At 48.9% G+C, this 14,050-nt stretch carries 15 protein-coding genes and 1 tRNA gene; 11 read left to right on the top strand and 5 right to left on the bottom strand.

Annotation, left to right across the window (positions count from 1 at the left end):
• The first annotated feature begins 298 nt into the window (after nt 1-298).
• Nucleotides 299-1,177: a hypothetical protein gene (locus tag ABI361_12155; GenBank protein MEO9321413.1), complete on the top strand. Its 879-nt coding sequence runs from the start codon at nt 299-301 to the stop codon at nt 1,175-1,177.
• Nucleotides 1,159-1,581, top strand: coding sequence for a hypothetical protein (locus ABI361_12150; GenBank protein ID MEO9321412.1), 423 nt, complete (start codon nt 1,159-1,161; stop codon nt 1,579-1,581). Before ABI361_12155 ends, ABI361_12150 begins: the two co-directional genes overlap by 19 nt.
• Before the next feature lie 701 nt (nt 1,582-2,282).
• Here the strand turns inward: ABI361_12150 and ABI361_12145 are convergent.
• On the bottom strand, nt 2,283-2,855 hold the full coding sequence (locus ABI361_12145; protein ID MEO9321411.1) for a hypothetical protein: 573 nt from the start codon (nt 2,853-2,855) through the stop codon (nt 2,283-2,285).
• Nucleotides 2,856-3,165: 310 nt separating this feature from the next.
• On the opposite strand from ABI361_12145, the gene ABI361_12140 reads away from it, so the two are divergent.
• Nucleotides 3,166-3,504: a hypothetical protein gene (locus ABI361_12140; GenBank protein ID MEO9321410.1), complete on the top strand. Its 339-nt coding sequence runs from the start codon at nt 3,166-3,168 to the stop codon at nt 3,502-3,504.
• Between the two features lie 6 nt (nt 3,505-3,510).
• Here ABI361_12140 and ABI361_12135 read toward each other — a convergent pair whose 3' ends face one another.
• A complete protein-coding gene (locus ABI361_12135) occupies nt 3,511-3,747 on the bottom strand; it encodes a hypothetical protein (GenBank protein ID MEO9321409.1) in 237 nt (78 codons plus the stop codon).
• Between the two features lie 282 nt (nt 3,748-4,029).
• Entirely contained in the window at nt 4,030-4,707 is a 678-nt protein-coding gene (locus tag ABI361_12130; GenBank protein MEO9321408.1) for a hypothetical protein, read from the bottom strand.
• A gap of 93 nt (nt 4,708-4,800) precedes the next feature.
• Between ABI361_12130 and ABI361_12125 the strand changes: the two genes are divergently transcribed.
• The 3 genes from ABI361_12125 (at nt 4,801) to ABI361_12115 (ending at nt 6,526) form a co-directional block, all read left to right on the top strand.
• Nucleotides 4,801-5,145, top strand: coding sequence for a hypothetical protein (locus ABI361_12125; protein ID MEO9321407.1), 345 nt, complete (start codon nt 4,801-4,803; stop codon nt 5,143-5,145).
• 199 nt (nt 5,146-5,344) lie between these two features.
• A complete protein-coding gene (gene rpiA / locus ABI361_12120; GenBank protein ID MEO9321406.1) occupies nt 5,345-6,067 on the top strand; it encodes a ribose 5-phosphate isomerase A in 723 nt (240 codons plus the stop codon).
• Nucleotides 6,068-6,148: 81 nt separating this feature from the next.
• A complete protein-coding gene (locus ABI361_12115; protein ID MEO9321405.1) occupies nt 6,149-6,526 on the top strand; it encodes an MscL family protein in 378 nt (125 codons plus the stop codon).
• On the opposite strand, the gene ABI361_12110 is transcribed toward ABI361_12115, so the two are convergent.
• Together ABI361_12110 and ABI361_12105 are read right to left on the bottom strand one after the other, a co-directional pair.
• Nucleotides 6,523-7,941 (bottom strand): amidohydrolase family protein, encoded by a 1,419-nt coding sequence (locus ABI361_12110; GenBank protein ID MEO9321404.1) that lies wholly within the window; start codon nt 7,939-7,941, stop codon nt 6,523-6,525. The two genes, ABI361_12115 and ABI361_12110, sit on opposite strands and share 4 nt — an antisense overlap.
• Before the next feature lie 78 nt (nt 7,942-8,019).
• Nucleotides 8,020-9,234, bottom strand: coding sequence for a response regulator (locus ABI361_12105; GenBank protein MEO9321403.1), 1,215 nt, complete (start codon nt 9,232-9,234; stop codon nt 8,020-8,022).
• 227 nt (nt 9,235-9,461) lie between these two features.
• On the opposite strand from ABI361_12105, the gene ABI361_12100 reads away from it, so the two are divergent.
• The 5 genes from ABI361_12100 to ABI361_12080 all read left to right on the top strand — a co-directional run.
• Nucleotides 9,462-9,534 (top strand) — tRNA-Ala (locus ABI361_12100).
• 51 nt (nt 9,535-9,585) lie between these two features.
• Nucleotides 9,586-10,911 carry a site-specific integrase gene (locus ABI361_12095; GenBank protein ID MEO9321402.1) on the top strand — a complete coding sequence of 442 codons (1,326 nt, stop codon included), beginning with the start codon at nt 9,586-9,588 and terminating at the stop codon, nt 10,909-10,911.
• 239 nt (nt 10,912-11,150) lie between these two features.
• Nucleotides 11,151-12,389, top strand: a complete 1,239-nt coding sequence (locus ABI361_12090) for a hypothetical protein (protein MEO9321401.1) — start codon at nt 11,151-11,153, stop codon at nt 12,387-12,389.
• Between the two features lie 23 nt (nt 12,390-12,412).
• Entirely contained in the window at nt 12,413-13,552 is a 1,140-nt protein-coding gene (locus ABI361_12085; GenBank protein MEO9321400.1) for a site-specific DNA-methyltransferase, read from the top strand.
• A 63-nt stretch (nt 13,553-13,615) separates the two neighbouring features.
• On the top strand, nt 13,616-14,050 hold a 435-nt coding region (locus ABI361_12080), incomplete at its 3' end, for a hypothetical protein (GenBank protein MEO9321399.1).

Below are 14,050 nucleotides of genomic sequence, written 5' to 3'. Positions count from 1 at the left end.
TAAGCATAAGCGCGCCGAAGGCAAACCCCATTGCATTTGTTAAAAAATTGGCACCTATTGCTGCTAGGGCTATTGCCATCATTACAACGGTTAGTCTAGCGGTCGTAACTAATCGATGCGAAAGTAGGTTATAAAGCGCAGGTTTGACCGACCCTGGAAATACTAGGCTAGTACCCTGATGATCCTTCAGCGCGTTAACTCATGCAAGCAGGGACACCGGTTTTGTAGAGCTCAAACTTTAAGGAGACGCAAACTGACATAACAGGTACGGTGGATTCACTAGGATTGCAGTGTAGTATTGAAAATCGCAATTAATTACCCTGCAAAAACGCGTTTGGTTGTGGCATTATGTTTCATTGTTGCAACATTGCCGACTTTAGCTCTATCGCCACCGATAGCAAATCTGCTACAAGCTGCGCATGCACAATTTCCGTCGTCAAATGCTGATACTTGGTACATTGGGAAAGGAATTAAACCCGACACCTTTCTGCGATACAGAGTTTTCGATAATTATACTGAGTTTGGTTTTAAAAACGACCCGCAAAATCCATTGTACAGCTACACAAGAGGAAACGGTGGTTCCTTTGAGTTTGTACTTTACTTTCAACGGTTTGTTAACGACACGGTTCCCGCTCAACAGTATTGGGTAGTCCCCACGTACTTTGTAACTAATAGCACAGTCATGAATGGCACAATCAACTTCTTTCTGAACAAGCCTTACGCGCCTATCGCTCTTTCAGGCAACAGCTCTGCAATCAATGAAGAAATTTACTCTGCACTCTTTGTGGTAGTATCTGCAGCAGCATCTTATCCTGGTCAGCCACTTAATTCTCACAGTTGGACGATCGACCCTGAACACCACCTTTACTTGAACGGAACTCGTGAAATTACGGTTCCGGCTGGGTCGTTTAACTGCACAGTTGTGGGGAATTCCACATGCATCTCTGGAGACTTGCCCTATCCTGTCAGTTCAGTATTTTCTAAATCATCAACTATCGAAGGCAAAAAGATCACATTTCTTCAGAAATACGAGCTCTTAGAGATTGGGCATGGCATCCCAACTGTTCCTGAATTCCCCACAGGTCCTGGCGTTTTGGTTGCAACAGCCGCCATTACTGGGACGGTTCTTATCCTCGGACGATACAGACACAGATCCAATTGTACCGATTATATTTGATAGGCGGGATAACTTCGGCAGTCGTTATTTCGATTGTTACCGCCGTAATTCTTTATCAAGAGCCACCAAAGATACCATCCGAAAAAGAGCTGCCTGATAAACTCATACTGGAGAACCAAAAGGACTTGAAGGAAGTAAAGACCTTTCTGACAATGTATCCCAACGCCACCACCTATGTTGATAGAAGCGGCAGACTTGTGGTGGATTATACTGTTCATAAGCAATTCACTGGCAGTCAAAATGTTACTAGGCGGCTTATCCTTCGAGTATTTTCTGATAACGACGGAAGGCCTCAGGAAATGTACCTTAACTGCCCCGATGGCAAGAATTCCAACGACATATACAATGACATCGTGAATTACACATTACGCGAAGAATGTTGGACTAGTCCGTACTATGGATGAAGATAAAATGACAGCGGCCGACTCATCTTTTCCCAGAATATCAAGAGCCAATTTCGTACCCTAAGATTTACTATAATCGCTGCACCGCCTTTTGTCATGTCGAAATTCTCCGATAACCGCAGGGATCGTAACTGGGGAGAGTCAGAAAGCCTGTCGCCTGCATGCTATTTCTGAGCTCTGCCAAAGATTACTAGAGTCTCAAAATTCATGTCAGAAAAAGGGGCTATGCGGCAGTTGAGGGCGTTGTTTTGTCCTGCCAACACTCGGGACAGTAGTTGCCATTTTCTTGGAAGATTACCGCAGGCTTGATTTGACACAGGTCGCACAAGTCGAGCATGTTCTGTGAGGCTTCGCACTCATGCAATGAATAGGTTTGCTATTTAGAAAAGGAAAAGGGCGGCCACACCTAAGCTCGTATAAGGCTCAAACAGCTCGAACTGCGTTACGGGCCATTGTGACAGAATTATTCTGAACTTCAACAATTATTCCAGACCGTCTGCAGATAGCTTGCTCTTTTATCGCTCGTAGCTCCTAAAGACTAATGGTAGCAAACCATTGAGCTGCCCATTAACTATCTGGATTCGTTCTAGCCTCACGACGATCCTATATCGCCGTCATTGAGAAGTTGTAACTGATCTTCCTAGTCTTTGATCCGGACCGAGCGCGTCGATCTCATTTATTGACCTTCGCAAAGAGGGCTTTCAGCTAGGCTGCAGCCGCACACCGAATCCCATTTTCTCGCTCATCTTGCCTCCCAGCAGCAGTGCAAACACTGCAAGGCTTCCAAGCTGGACAAGTGAAAAGAGCGTCGCGGCATCAGGGGTCGAGTAAAAGGCAAAATTCAGCGGTTCAATCAGCGCTTTAGGTGCTTCCTCGCATGCCTGGGCTAGGCAGGCCGCAAGCAGGCCCAAGAAAAAGGGATTTTGCTTAAAGCGCGGATAGAACGCAAGCGAGACAAGGGAGCCTATGGCGCCAAAGACACCGCCCATCGCCCGATTAATCTCCACGTTTGAGTAGGAATGAAGGCAGACCAGGTCTATGCCCGTTATTGTGGGCGAACTGATCCTCGCCTTGCCGCCAGAAAAAGTACATGACAACGCGTGGCCGATTTCGTGAAAATAGCTGATCGGAAGAACAAAGATTACAAAGCCGATTGCAGCAAATGTCATTATCCGAAAGTCAAGCCGGGCGCGAATGGAAGGTAACGCTGGCCTCGGTCGCCTGAAAAAAAGGGCGGTCGCAAAAAGGGCGCCCGATGAGCCTATGACCGCCAAGGCAAGCCATGCAAGCGTGCCGTACTCGTCCTGACCGGCAGAAAAGGCCGTCGGTGTCAGTTGCAGAATTTCGCTGCCGTGCGTGAATAATACATGCCAAATCTAGTACCTAAATCTTTAGATCCTCAACCTCTCCGACGCGTTGCGCAAGAATTGATTCTGTTCGGCCCGGCCTCCTGATGGTTCCGCAATGCAGGCAAGTCCAATCCTGCTTTTCTTGCCGACGCGGTGATTCTTTGCGGTTTCTTTTGTGTGCCTGATACGCAACTCTGTGATCAACATTAAATGCCACCGCTTCATTTCTCACGTCGTGTCTGACGCCCTTTCAGTGGACCTGAAGCGCATGTCCGAGAAATTCGAATCACGCGGCGTATTTGAGGTAAACCAGGTAATCGGCATCTGGGAGGTAAATATCAGCGAGTGCCCCGTCAACCCTCTGCGGATAAAGGTCATAAAATACTCAGACGGCATGTTTCTGGGCGTCGCAAGCCACCTGATAAAACCGGAGGGTCACGCAAAGCCATTTCGGAATCTTAACCTAAAGAGCACTCCACAGGAAGCAATAGAGGACTCGCTTGAGGGATTCCTGGCATACTATGATGCCGACAAACTTTCAACGACAACTTTTATCCGCGACGACGAATTCTGAATCTTTCTAGCCGGATTCGAGTTGCTTCCTAAAGTTCTCGATTATCAGCGACCCTGCGGTCTCGCCTAAAAGCACCTTAATCGCGGAATGAATTTCGTGCATCGGCGACGGAGGAACGCCAAACGAGATGCCCATGTTCTCGAGCATCTTGGATAGGACCGGCCCTTCAATGAACGCGTCGTCCAGAGCACGGCGGAGCTTCTCTCCGTCTACCGGCAGACCAAAATCCGAGGCGTATATCATGGCAGGCAAGGACGCAAATACATGGCTAATATTTAGCAATACTGGACAACCTTAATTACAAAAGTCAGAACTGCTTGAAAAGCCAATGAACGCGCTTGCGACACGAGCCCGAGTTTCGAGAATCCTATCTGGGTTTGTGGCGCTTGCGCCTCTCTGCCTTGGCATATTTCTTGCTGCCAGAGCGCTGAGCGCTGTAAGCGTGAGTCTTTGTGATGTCCCTTCGTCTTGGCATTTTCTTTGAAAATACTTGCGATACGTGTTATAAGTTTATGCTGGATTGCGCTAGGTGAGCTGTTCTTCCTTGAGCTTGGAGAGGCGCCGCTCTATTTCTGACACGACCTGCCTTTGGTTTGAGGACGACGCGTTTTTGTAAAGGTCCAGGTTCTTCTTCAGGGTCTTTTGGAGCCACTTGTTGTCCTTGAATTCGTAAAAAGTGTGCTTCCATTCCTCTGAGAACGCGGTTGTCACCTTTACCACCTTGCCGATAACGTGTGTTTTTGGTATCGAGTAGAGGCTGCCGGAGAGAGGATCCTCCACGTTTACGGCCCCGTCAACAATGCTTACCTTTTCAACCCTGGCGTGCTCGACTGTGATGTCCTTGGTGTCGGACAGCTGAATGAACTGGATATAGTCCCCGGTCTTGAGCATGTCGACCACTGCATAAACGACAATGTCTCCCGGGAACATCAGGTTAGGAATGTACCTGTCTGAAATTCCCACGTGGCCCGAGTCTGCGATTAGCAGCCCGTATTCGTCCTGCAGGTATTTCTTGCATGTCCAGTAAACGCCAGACTTGTCAGACGCACCCAGCCTTTTCAGGAGCTCCGCCAGAGTCAGGCTCACGTTTTTTGCATCAAGCGAAACCAGTTCGTCGGCAAGAATGGCAATCTTGTCCTTTTTTGATAGAACGTGAGCCGGCTCGGAGCTCTTGGGCGCGCCTTGTTCGGATTCGGAGGTCAACTAGGGCATCTTCTAGAAATTTGTTCCTAATAATATTAACCAAATTGGAAACATCCAAAAGCATTAAATGGACTTGGCATTTACTTGCGGGGCATGAAGGAAAGTCAGATCCCCCGTTGGCTTGTCGAGAACGACCCGACCTGGGAGAAGTCCATTGACTCGAATATAGGCGTCCTGAGGTGGACAAAAAAGGGGAGCGGGGGAATGCTTACTGCGGTGTGTAGTCCAACTAGCATGATGTGCCGCATCCTGGGATCTGACGAAGCGCAGGGCGCGGGCCTTGTAGACCCTCTCTCCGCGGTTGACCGCAATGCTGCCAGCAGCAGAATATCCATGGGACTTGACATCACCAAGTACCTGTCAAGCAGATATCTCAATCCGCAGTTCGGGCAGCCGAGTGGCGGATTCGATCTCAAAAGAAAACGCGGCTTCCAGTAGTCTTTTCTCTCCTTTTCTTCTTGAACTTTGCACCGCAAACCCTTAAGCTAGGAACCTGCGGCTGGTCACTGTTTACGACCAGAAAGGTGTTGCAGGCTCGCCAACATCACCCGCTCCCCACACGCAGCCTGCCTGCAACGCTTTCTTTACCATCATGTCGCCAAATAGTTTTATTTGATCCCACCAAGACTCGGTAGCAGTGGCGAACCCTGCCTCCTCAAATCAGTCGAGTACAAGCTCTTCAGGCCAACCCGCATTTTCCAAAATGGCCTCCGAGGCGATAAAGCACCTCAAGGGTGCAAGGGTGGTGGGTCTTGGCAGCGGCAGCACTGTGGCCCATATTGTGAGGGAAATGGCCCGGATTAAAGACAAGCCTTCGATGAAGTGCATACCCACTTCGACCCAAATCAAAATAGAGGCGGAAAAAAGCGGCTTGGAACTCGCAGACGAGTCGCACATACCCGAAATTGACGTGGTATTTGACGGCGCGGACCAGATAGACCGAAGGTTCAACATGATAAAGGGGGGAGGAGGAGCTCTCCTGCGCGAGAAGATACTCATATCTGCCGCAAAAAAGGTCGTGATAGTTGCCGACGAATCCAAGTTCGTAAACACACTCTCAAGGGCGGTTCCGATCGAGGTGCACCCGTTTGCCCGGTCTCTTTTTCCAGTAGAACTGAAAAGCCACTTCAAGGATGCAAGTCCGAGCCTGAGGGCCCTTGAAAAGGGCTATCCATTCGTGACGGAGAACGGAAATTTTGTGTTCGACACATCATTTGGCGAGATCCAAGAGCCTTCTGATCTGGAGCAGCGAGCCAAATCGCTGCCCGGGGTGCTTGAAGTCGGGATCTTTAGCAGAACGCCCGACCTGCTCCTGAGGCTTGGCATGGCAGGCCAGCTTGACGTAATCTCAACTCACTAGAAACTTTGCTGCCGGGCGAACTTGACAATTGGTCTGAAAGGGTTTATAGCACGTCACGGCTGCCACCTGTCTAGTAAGGCAATGACTGAGAGCCCGCCCGGCACCAAAGAGCGACCTCCAAGCCTAATGGAGCAGTTCATCGTATTCCTAAAGACGTTTGGTGTTATCGGCCTTGCAATAGCATTCGTAATCGGTGCTGCTGCATCAAAGCTGGTCAGCTCTTTTGTCGCAGACATTATCAATCCAATTGTCGGGCTAGCCCTTCCCGCGGGTGACCTTGCCGCGATGAAATACAACGCGACAAACCCCGCGACGCATGCCACTTCGACTTTCGCGTATGGCGACCTTATTTCGCAAATCATTGACTTTGCCATCATCGCCTTTGTAGTATTCCTGATGTACAAGTTGCTGTCAAGATACCCCATCTTTGGCGTAGAAGACAAGACAAAGAAAGCCTAGCCGCTTCCGGCAACAGGCCTCGCGACAAATCTGCCGTGACCTCTAGCGTCGGCGTGTACTGCACCGTCTTCCATCACGACCCTGCCTCTCACCATGGTCAGCACAGGCCATCCCGTAATTTCCCAGCCCTCATAGATGCTGTAATCCGAATAAGACTGCAGCATTTCCGGCGTCACCTTGCGCGTAGCTTCGAGGTCAACAAGGGTAAGGTCCGCGTCTGCGCCTACCTCTATCGTCCCCTTCCTCGGGTACATGCCAAATACCCGTGCCGTGTTGTAGCTGGTGACTTCTGCGAGCCGGACGAGATCTATGAGGCCGGCTCTTACGCCCCTGTCGAGCAGAACTGGCAGCATCGTAGCGATGCCTGGAAACCCCGCGAGAGCTGTCCATGTGTCACCCCCGCCCATCTTTACTTCCAGCCTGTTTGCAACGTGATCCGTTCCTATCGTGTCAACGATGCCGTTACGGAGCGCAAACCACATCGCCTGCAGGTCGTGCCTTGAGCGCAGAGGGGGAACGACCTTTCCCTTCAGGCTGGAGTAGTCTTCATAGGAGTGCGTGAGGTACTGGGGGCAGGTCTCGATGTAATAGTTTGCACTGCCCTTCTGGCGCTCTGCGAGAATAGCATCCAGAGCGGCACTTGAGCCAATATGGACAAAGTAAATGTTTGAGCCGAATTTTCGCGCAAGGGCTGCAACCTTTGAAACACTTTCGGCCTCGGAGCGTGCCGGCCTGCAGTCAGACCAGGTCTTCAATCCCTCAAGCCCCGCTCCCCTTCCATGGCGAATTCCTGCCGAGCACTGGAAGGGATCCTCTGCATGAACAAGTATTGTCATACCCAAGCGGGTTCCCTGCTCGACTATGTGGGCCAAAAGCTCGTCGGTCATGTTGACCGTGCCTTCCAAAATCCTGTGAGTCGCCGGGGGGACGTCCATAAAGATACGGTCGAGATCGGCGCCAAGGTTCATGTACACCTTCAACGAGGTGATTCCTCTTTCTCTCAGAAGCGGTAAGAACGCAAGCTGCTGACGCTTGAGTATCGATGCATGGACCGAGTAGTCGATGTAATGTGACTTTGCACTTGCCGCGAGCTGGTCGTCTAGGGTCTGAAACGAGTCATCATACAGTCTCAGCATCCTCATCATCGTCGTTACTCCCCCGACCGACGCTGACCGGCTTTCGGAAACAGCCGCCTCGTCTACGGGCGTGTAAACTCCGTAGTGCACGTGCGGGTCAATCAGCCCCGGCAGCACAAACTTGCCCGCGGCGTCGATAACTTTTGAAGCGCCAGCGTTGGCTCCAGCCTTTAGCGACTTTATCCTTCCATCCTCTACAGCGATGTCGCATTCCAGTACGCCGACCTTGGGTATGACTGCCTGCGCGTTTTTTATCAGCACGTCACATGAATTCTGCACTGGCTTTGCACTGACCTTTTGGATGTTGACTCTGACTATATTTGTCTAAGCGGGATTATGACCTGAGTCACCGAGAATTCATGGACCGTTGGTCTGCGCGATTCTTCTCGCTCCCAAGAGTGTCTTTACCCTTTGGGAAAAGACCTCACGTGCCACGGGCTTTCTTATGACATCAATATCCTGCGGCTCCGGTAGCAGGGTTACAAGCTCCTGACCCGCATCGAGCGCCGAGACGAAGATGGTCTTGATGCTCTTGTCAAGCTGTTTGAAGTACTTGTGGAGCTGGAGCCCGTTTATCTGGGGCATTCGAATATCAAGTATCACCAGGTCAAATGAGCGGTTTCTCCCCACATTGCCGATATCGTGGTGCGAATCCGCGCCGCTGTCTTTTGTGCCGCAGCACTCAGCAAACCTCCTGAGCGCGTGCCTTGCAGTATCGAAGGTCTCCACCTCAAAGCCTTCCCTCTCCAGGAACATTTTGAAGGTGGTGAGTATGTCGCTCTCATCGTCAACTATCATCAGCTTTGGTCTGGACGCAAAGCGCCCCAGGGAAGGCTTTGCAATCTCGTTTGACAGCAGCGGATCCGCAGTCTGGGGGGAAAACCAGCTGAATGAAACCGAGCCGCTACCTGAACCTGGATGATGCTTTCTTATCGCGGTGTATACGGGATAGTCAAAGCTTGCGCCGGCTGAGAACGAGCCTTTGTCCTGAAAGGCATAGTCCTTTATTGATAGTCCGGCAAGCACCTGATGCAGATCGCCCCCAATCACCATGGTGTTAGGGTCCGCCATTGAGTTAATCTTGGCACAGATGTTCATTGTCGAGCCGAACAGGTCGCTTGCGGTAGAGCTACTGAGGGTGCCCACTTCAAGCCTGCCATAGTCGGCGCTCACCCTGTAACTGAGGGCAGGCAGGCCCAGACTCCTTAGTTCCTGGTTGAGCCTGCAGCGGGCTTCTAGGACTGCAAACCCGCATTCTATCACCTGCCTAAAGCTTGCGGCGCTCCGGTCATCGGAGGTGCATGGAAAATAGTAAATGATACAGTCACCAGAGTTCTTTATCACCCTGCCTGCATGACGTCTGACAATCGGCGACAGCGTATTGAGGTAGGTCGAGTAGAACCCTCTGACGTTGCCCGGCTCCCTAATCTGTATTGCAGTTTTTGTGGAATCTACAATGTCGACGTACGAGACGCAGTAGCGTTCGCTGAATTGGAACGAAATTTCCTGTGTGTTCAGAATCGGAGGGAGCTGTTGCGAAGCTTCCTCGGCTCTCTGCGTCGGGTCGGCCATGATCACTTTGAAACGGCGTAATATATTAGAAATCCGGCTGTTCTAGACCACGCGATTAGAACTCGGTATTACTTGTTGAATATGAAGAGCGCATACGCTTACGCGACCCTCATGCCATCGTTGACCTATCAGAGGAACTGCGCGAAGTTTCTCGCACACAGTTTTGAGTTTGCCAATAATCCGTTCGTGATATTTTATATTCGGGGATCACTTGCAAGTGGACTGCTGGGCTGGTAGTTCAGGGGTAGTAATGTTCGCTTCGCAAGCGAAAGGTCGCGGGTTCAAATCCCGCCCAGTCCACTCCCGTATGGGTTCAAAAGTATAATAATGTGGGGCTAGATATCCCAACAGATGCCCCGGGAAGCTGGTCGAAAGCTTAGGCAAGACAGTTACAAAGCCGTTCTTTTTGCAGATCCGAACGTCAAAAGGTGGTATGACAACCTTGCCAGGTCCAGCCCGCCAAATGCAGACAAGTGCGTCCAGCGCTTGGGGTTCGTTTGCAAACAGTTCAAGACGACGCCTGCGGAAATGGCCAAACTAGAGCAAAAACAAGCTCAGGATTTGATTCTGGATGTAATTTCAAAGCTCCACGAGGAAAAGAAGCAGCCCACATACATGCAGGATTACACAAAGTCCTTGAAATCATGGTTCCTGCATAACGGAATCGAAATCAGACAAAAGGTCAAACTGCCAAAAGCTCACATTGCGACAAAGGCTGCAACTGAGCAGGCTCCTACTCCCGATCTTGTCAGAAGGTTGCTGAACGCTGCAGACATCAAACAAAAAGTCGAGTCGACGCTCGTTGCCTTTGCCGGTGTGCGTCCTGAAGTGGTTGGTAATTATCTTGGCAATGATGGTCTCAAAGTCGGCGACTTACCCGAAATGCGAGTCGATAACGCGACGGCCACTGTCACCTTCGAAAAGTTGCCTGCCATTGTGACCGTGCGTTCAAACCTCAGCAAGGCAGGACATCGATATTTTACCTTCATGCCTGCGGAAGGCTGCGAATACATCAAGATTCTCCTTGAGTTTCGAATCAAGGACCGCAAAGAGACTTTGAATGCTGACACTCCAATCGTCAATTCAATCAGGTTCAACAAGCATTATGGCTTTATCAGAACGTCTAACATTGGTGATTCTATACGGCAAGCAATAAGGAAGGCGAATTTTGACTGGCGTCCGTATATCCTCCGGACCTATTTTGACACTAGAATGATGATGGCTGAGGCCGACGGCCTGATAATTAGAGACTGGCGGGTTTTCTGGATGGGTCACAAGGGCGACATCGAGGCTCGCTATACTACGAACAAGGGTAAACTTTCAGATGATCTAGTCGAAAAGATGCGAGAAGCGTTTGCCAAAGCCAGCGACAAATACTTGGTCACTAGCACAAAGCGCGACACTGCCATTGATGCTGTAAAGGCTCAGTTCAACCGCCAGTTCTTACTAATTGCAGGCTTTTCAGAGCAAGAAGCAGACGCATTAGGCGACCTATCGCAGCTTACACCTGCAGACATCAGTAAGCTCGTTCAAGACAAGCAAAAGAAGGCGCTCGGATTAAACGGCAATACGCAGAAGGTCGTACCCATACTAGAAGTTAAACAGTACATCATGCAAGGGTGGGAATACGTTGCACTCTTGCAGGACGAGGCCATAATCAGACTGCCTGCTGTCTAGGTCATCTTACTCGAATGGGACAGCTTTGTTAAATAATGCGATTTAGAGGTCGATTTATTTAACAAAGAGGCCATTTTCTTAACAAAATGGAGAATTGAAAGTTTTTGTCGAAAACGAGAAATCAAAGTGCGGCGGGCGGAATAACTTGCTGCTGCCTATTGTATCGGCGCGAGAGACGATTATCGTGACTTTTCTTATAGGCGAAAAATCTTTAACATTGCTCCTGTTTCAGTTGCAGCGTGGGTATCGTCCCTCGCAGGATGCTATTGCTTCAGGACCCATCTCTTCTAAGTCGTGAGGAAACGTGGCTGCGCAAGGCCTACTCAAATATCGTCTCCAATCTTATGGAATATGCAAGCCTTCCTGGCGATAAGTTCGACCCTTTTTCTGCAAACTTCATGGGCCTTAATTCAGCTGCTAATAACCACAGCTATAGAGCTATCATGGAAGTCACCTCATACTTTTGGGGCTCGAAGGGGGGCAGAGGAGCTCTGTTGGAGAAGGTCCTAGCGTCTGCGGGAGGAGACTCCGCCGCAAACGGAATCAATTTGTCAAATATACCCAAGCTGATTTCACAAGTGAAGAATATAACGAGTGATTCTGAGTGGAGGACCACAGGTACCGCCCCCAAGCTCAAATTTGATCTCTTGAACATAATCGATGACAGACTAGTATTTCTAGAAATAAAGAACCGGGTCGATAGCGGTGGAACTGCTGCAAGAGAAGAAGCATTGGCGAAAAAATATTTGAAATTGGCAGAGCTGATTCAAAACAGCGTTTCCGTTTATGTACATGACGATGTGGAAATGGATTTTGCTCAAGCTTTTCTAAGTCTTGGCATAAAGAAGTTGGAAATGCACGCAGGTTTTTTGTTTAACGTGAATGGCAGCGAGGCGTCGATAGAAGATGACAAGTCACAAGGATTTTACACTCAGAGCAAGCGATTGCTTGAGGACTATTTTAAGCGCCACAACAATCGTTTTTCTGTCAAGCTGAAATATGATGCACACTCACAGAGACTAAGCTTCGAAAAGGACGGTCTTTCCGTAGTTATTGATTTGGTGTATGGTAGTGAAGTCACGAGGCATTTTACTCGCCAGGGGTTGGGGCTTCAAAGTGTGCTAGATAGGGTTTTCCGACGCAAGTGGGACGATGTTTGGCTAGCCTTGGAATCTGCCATCTCCCAAAGAGCCCTGCTTTTGAGAACTGGCAACAGCATCATTAATGAGTTAAGGAGATACCTTGAGGAAGGGACTGATTCGAATTTTGTCAGGAATTATGAGATACTTGCTTCGAATCCCGAGGACACCGAAAGCATTGAAGTATGTATCAATCTATTGAAGAAAAGCGCATTTTACCAGACTCATGCAAACTCTGCAATCGGCGTCTTAAAGGACGAGGCTCTGGCCGACTGTCTGTACTTTTATGCAGCCTCTCACAACTCGTACAAAAAGAATAAATCCTTTGCCAAGAGTTGACAAGCCAGAGAAGCTCAATTAGATTGATTAGCTATGATCTTTATGAGGGCGACTCGCTTAAGGTACTAAAGAATCTCGGCGATGACCCTCGAGAAGTTTCAAAGTACCGTCTAATTATTACATCTCCTCCATACTTCGGTCATAGGCGATATGGTCAAAATCTTGATGAAGTAGGCAGAGAAAAAGGCGAGCAGGAATTTATCGACAAGCTTTCGCAAATATTCAGTCTGTGTAAGCCTTTGTTGACCGAGGACGGATCTCTTTGGATAGTAATCGGCGATACTAGGCGCAACAATCAGAAGCTGATGGTTCCTCACAGGCTTGCACTAAAGCTGGTAGAACAGGGCTATACCTTTCGAGAAGATGTAATTTGGTATAAGAAAAACAATATGTCATCTAGCGCAAGGCAAAACTTTTCGCAAGCATACGAGTATATCTTGTTCCTTTCAAAGAACTCTAAATCCTTTACCAATCTTGACCTTTTGAGAACGAGTGGAAATGAGGCCCGAGAAGGAAGAAACAAGGTCCCACCAAAACACCTCTTGCAATTTGAACCGATAAATGCAAGTAAAGTTAGGATTGCCGAGTTGGAGGAGATAATCCATAATGCAAGCCGCGAGACTCCGTTTGACGACTTACCGACTACGAGCGAGATATCCTTGGCGTTTGGATACGATCCAGAGAAGTACTGTCCCACCTGCTTCCGAAAATTTAAGCGGCATGCTACTCGCAAGAGAATTGGAAACCACAAACACTACCCGATATTTGCGGTCTGCAATCCGGCGGGCAAGAACCCCGGCAACGTCTGGGAGATCTCGACAAAGGCACACTATGGAAACGAGCACTTTGCAATCTTCCCCGAGGACCTTGTGGCCCGGATAGTAAACTTTGCATCGGAAAAAGGGGATTGGATCCTTGATCCCTTTATGGGACGAGGCACCACTGGAATTGTGTGCGCGATAATACAACGAAATTTTACAGGAATAGATCTTTATCCTGAAAATGTGAGTACCTCGCGGAAGAATATTGAAGACGCCAAAAGCGGAAAATACGATCCAAAGCTAACAAAAGTGGTGGAAAGAGAGTTTGAATTACTTCCAGAAACCGAAGGTAAAGCATCATTAGAACGATATTTGCTTGCCAATGGTACCTTCTCTGATTAGTTTAAGATGAGCGTATCGGTAACAACATGATGATTCGTAGGCGCTTGGGCATCTGAACTAGAATTGAATCTAGAAAAATCCACTTATACTAAGGTGATGGGATCGATTGCAACAATTCTGTGGGGCCTTTATTTCATTCCCATGCCCGTCCTTGCATTCGGACTGCCTCAGCCCGTAACGACCGGAGTAATTTCTAGGAGCATTGCTGTTAATACAGTTACGAACACCATGTATGTAGCAAACTTTCAACAATTCTCAATTCTTGCCATTGACGATGAAACACAAAAGGTCAAGCAAACAATCACTTGGACTGATACCAATTCAACATTGGCGGTAAACTCCCCGCCTACTTACTTGGCCGTAAACTCTGATACAAATAAGATCTACTTTTCCTATGCCTGCACTTGCAAACCAAACATCATTTCCGTTATAGATGGGTCGACAGGCAAGTTTGTAGATAAAATTGAAGTGCCTTTCAGGCCTTCGGCAATCGCTACG

The sequence above is a fragment of the Nitrososphaera sp. genome (genome assembly GCA_039938515.1).
In the GTDB taxonomy this organism is placed as follows: Archaea; Thermoproteota; Nitrososphaeria; order Nitrososphaerales; family Nitrososphaeraceae; genus Nitrososphaera.
The sequence above is the reverse complement of the archived record's forward strand: the minus strand, read 5'-3'. Positions and strand labels throughout refer to the sequence as shown.

Excerpts from the sequence above, each read along its gene's own strand:
- ABI361_12105 (MEO9321403.1), bottom strand. The coding sequence starts at position 9,234 with ATGGCCGACCCGACGCAGAGAGCCGAGGAAGCTTCGCAACAGCTCCCT.
- ABI361_12135 (MEO9321409.1), bottom strand. The coding sequence starts at position 3,747 with ATGATATACGCCTCGGATTTTGGTCTGCCGGTAGACGGAGAGAAGCTC.
- ABI361_12125 (MEO9321407.1), top strand. The coding sequence starts at position 4,801 with ATGAAGGAAAGTCAGATCCCCCGTTGGCTTGTCGAGAACGACCCGACC.
- ABI361_12095 (MEO9321402.1), top strand. The coding sequence starts at position 9,586 with ATGCCCCGGGAAGCTGGTCGAAAGCTTAGGCAAGACAGTTACAAAGCC.
- ABI361_12115 (MEO9321405.1), top strand. The coding sequence starts at position 6,149 with ATGACTGAGAGCCCGCCCGGCACCAAAGAGCGACCTCCAAGCCTAATG.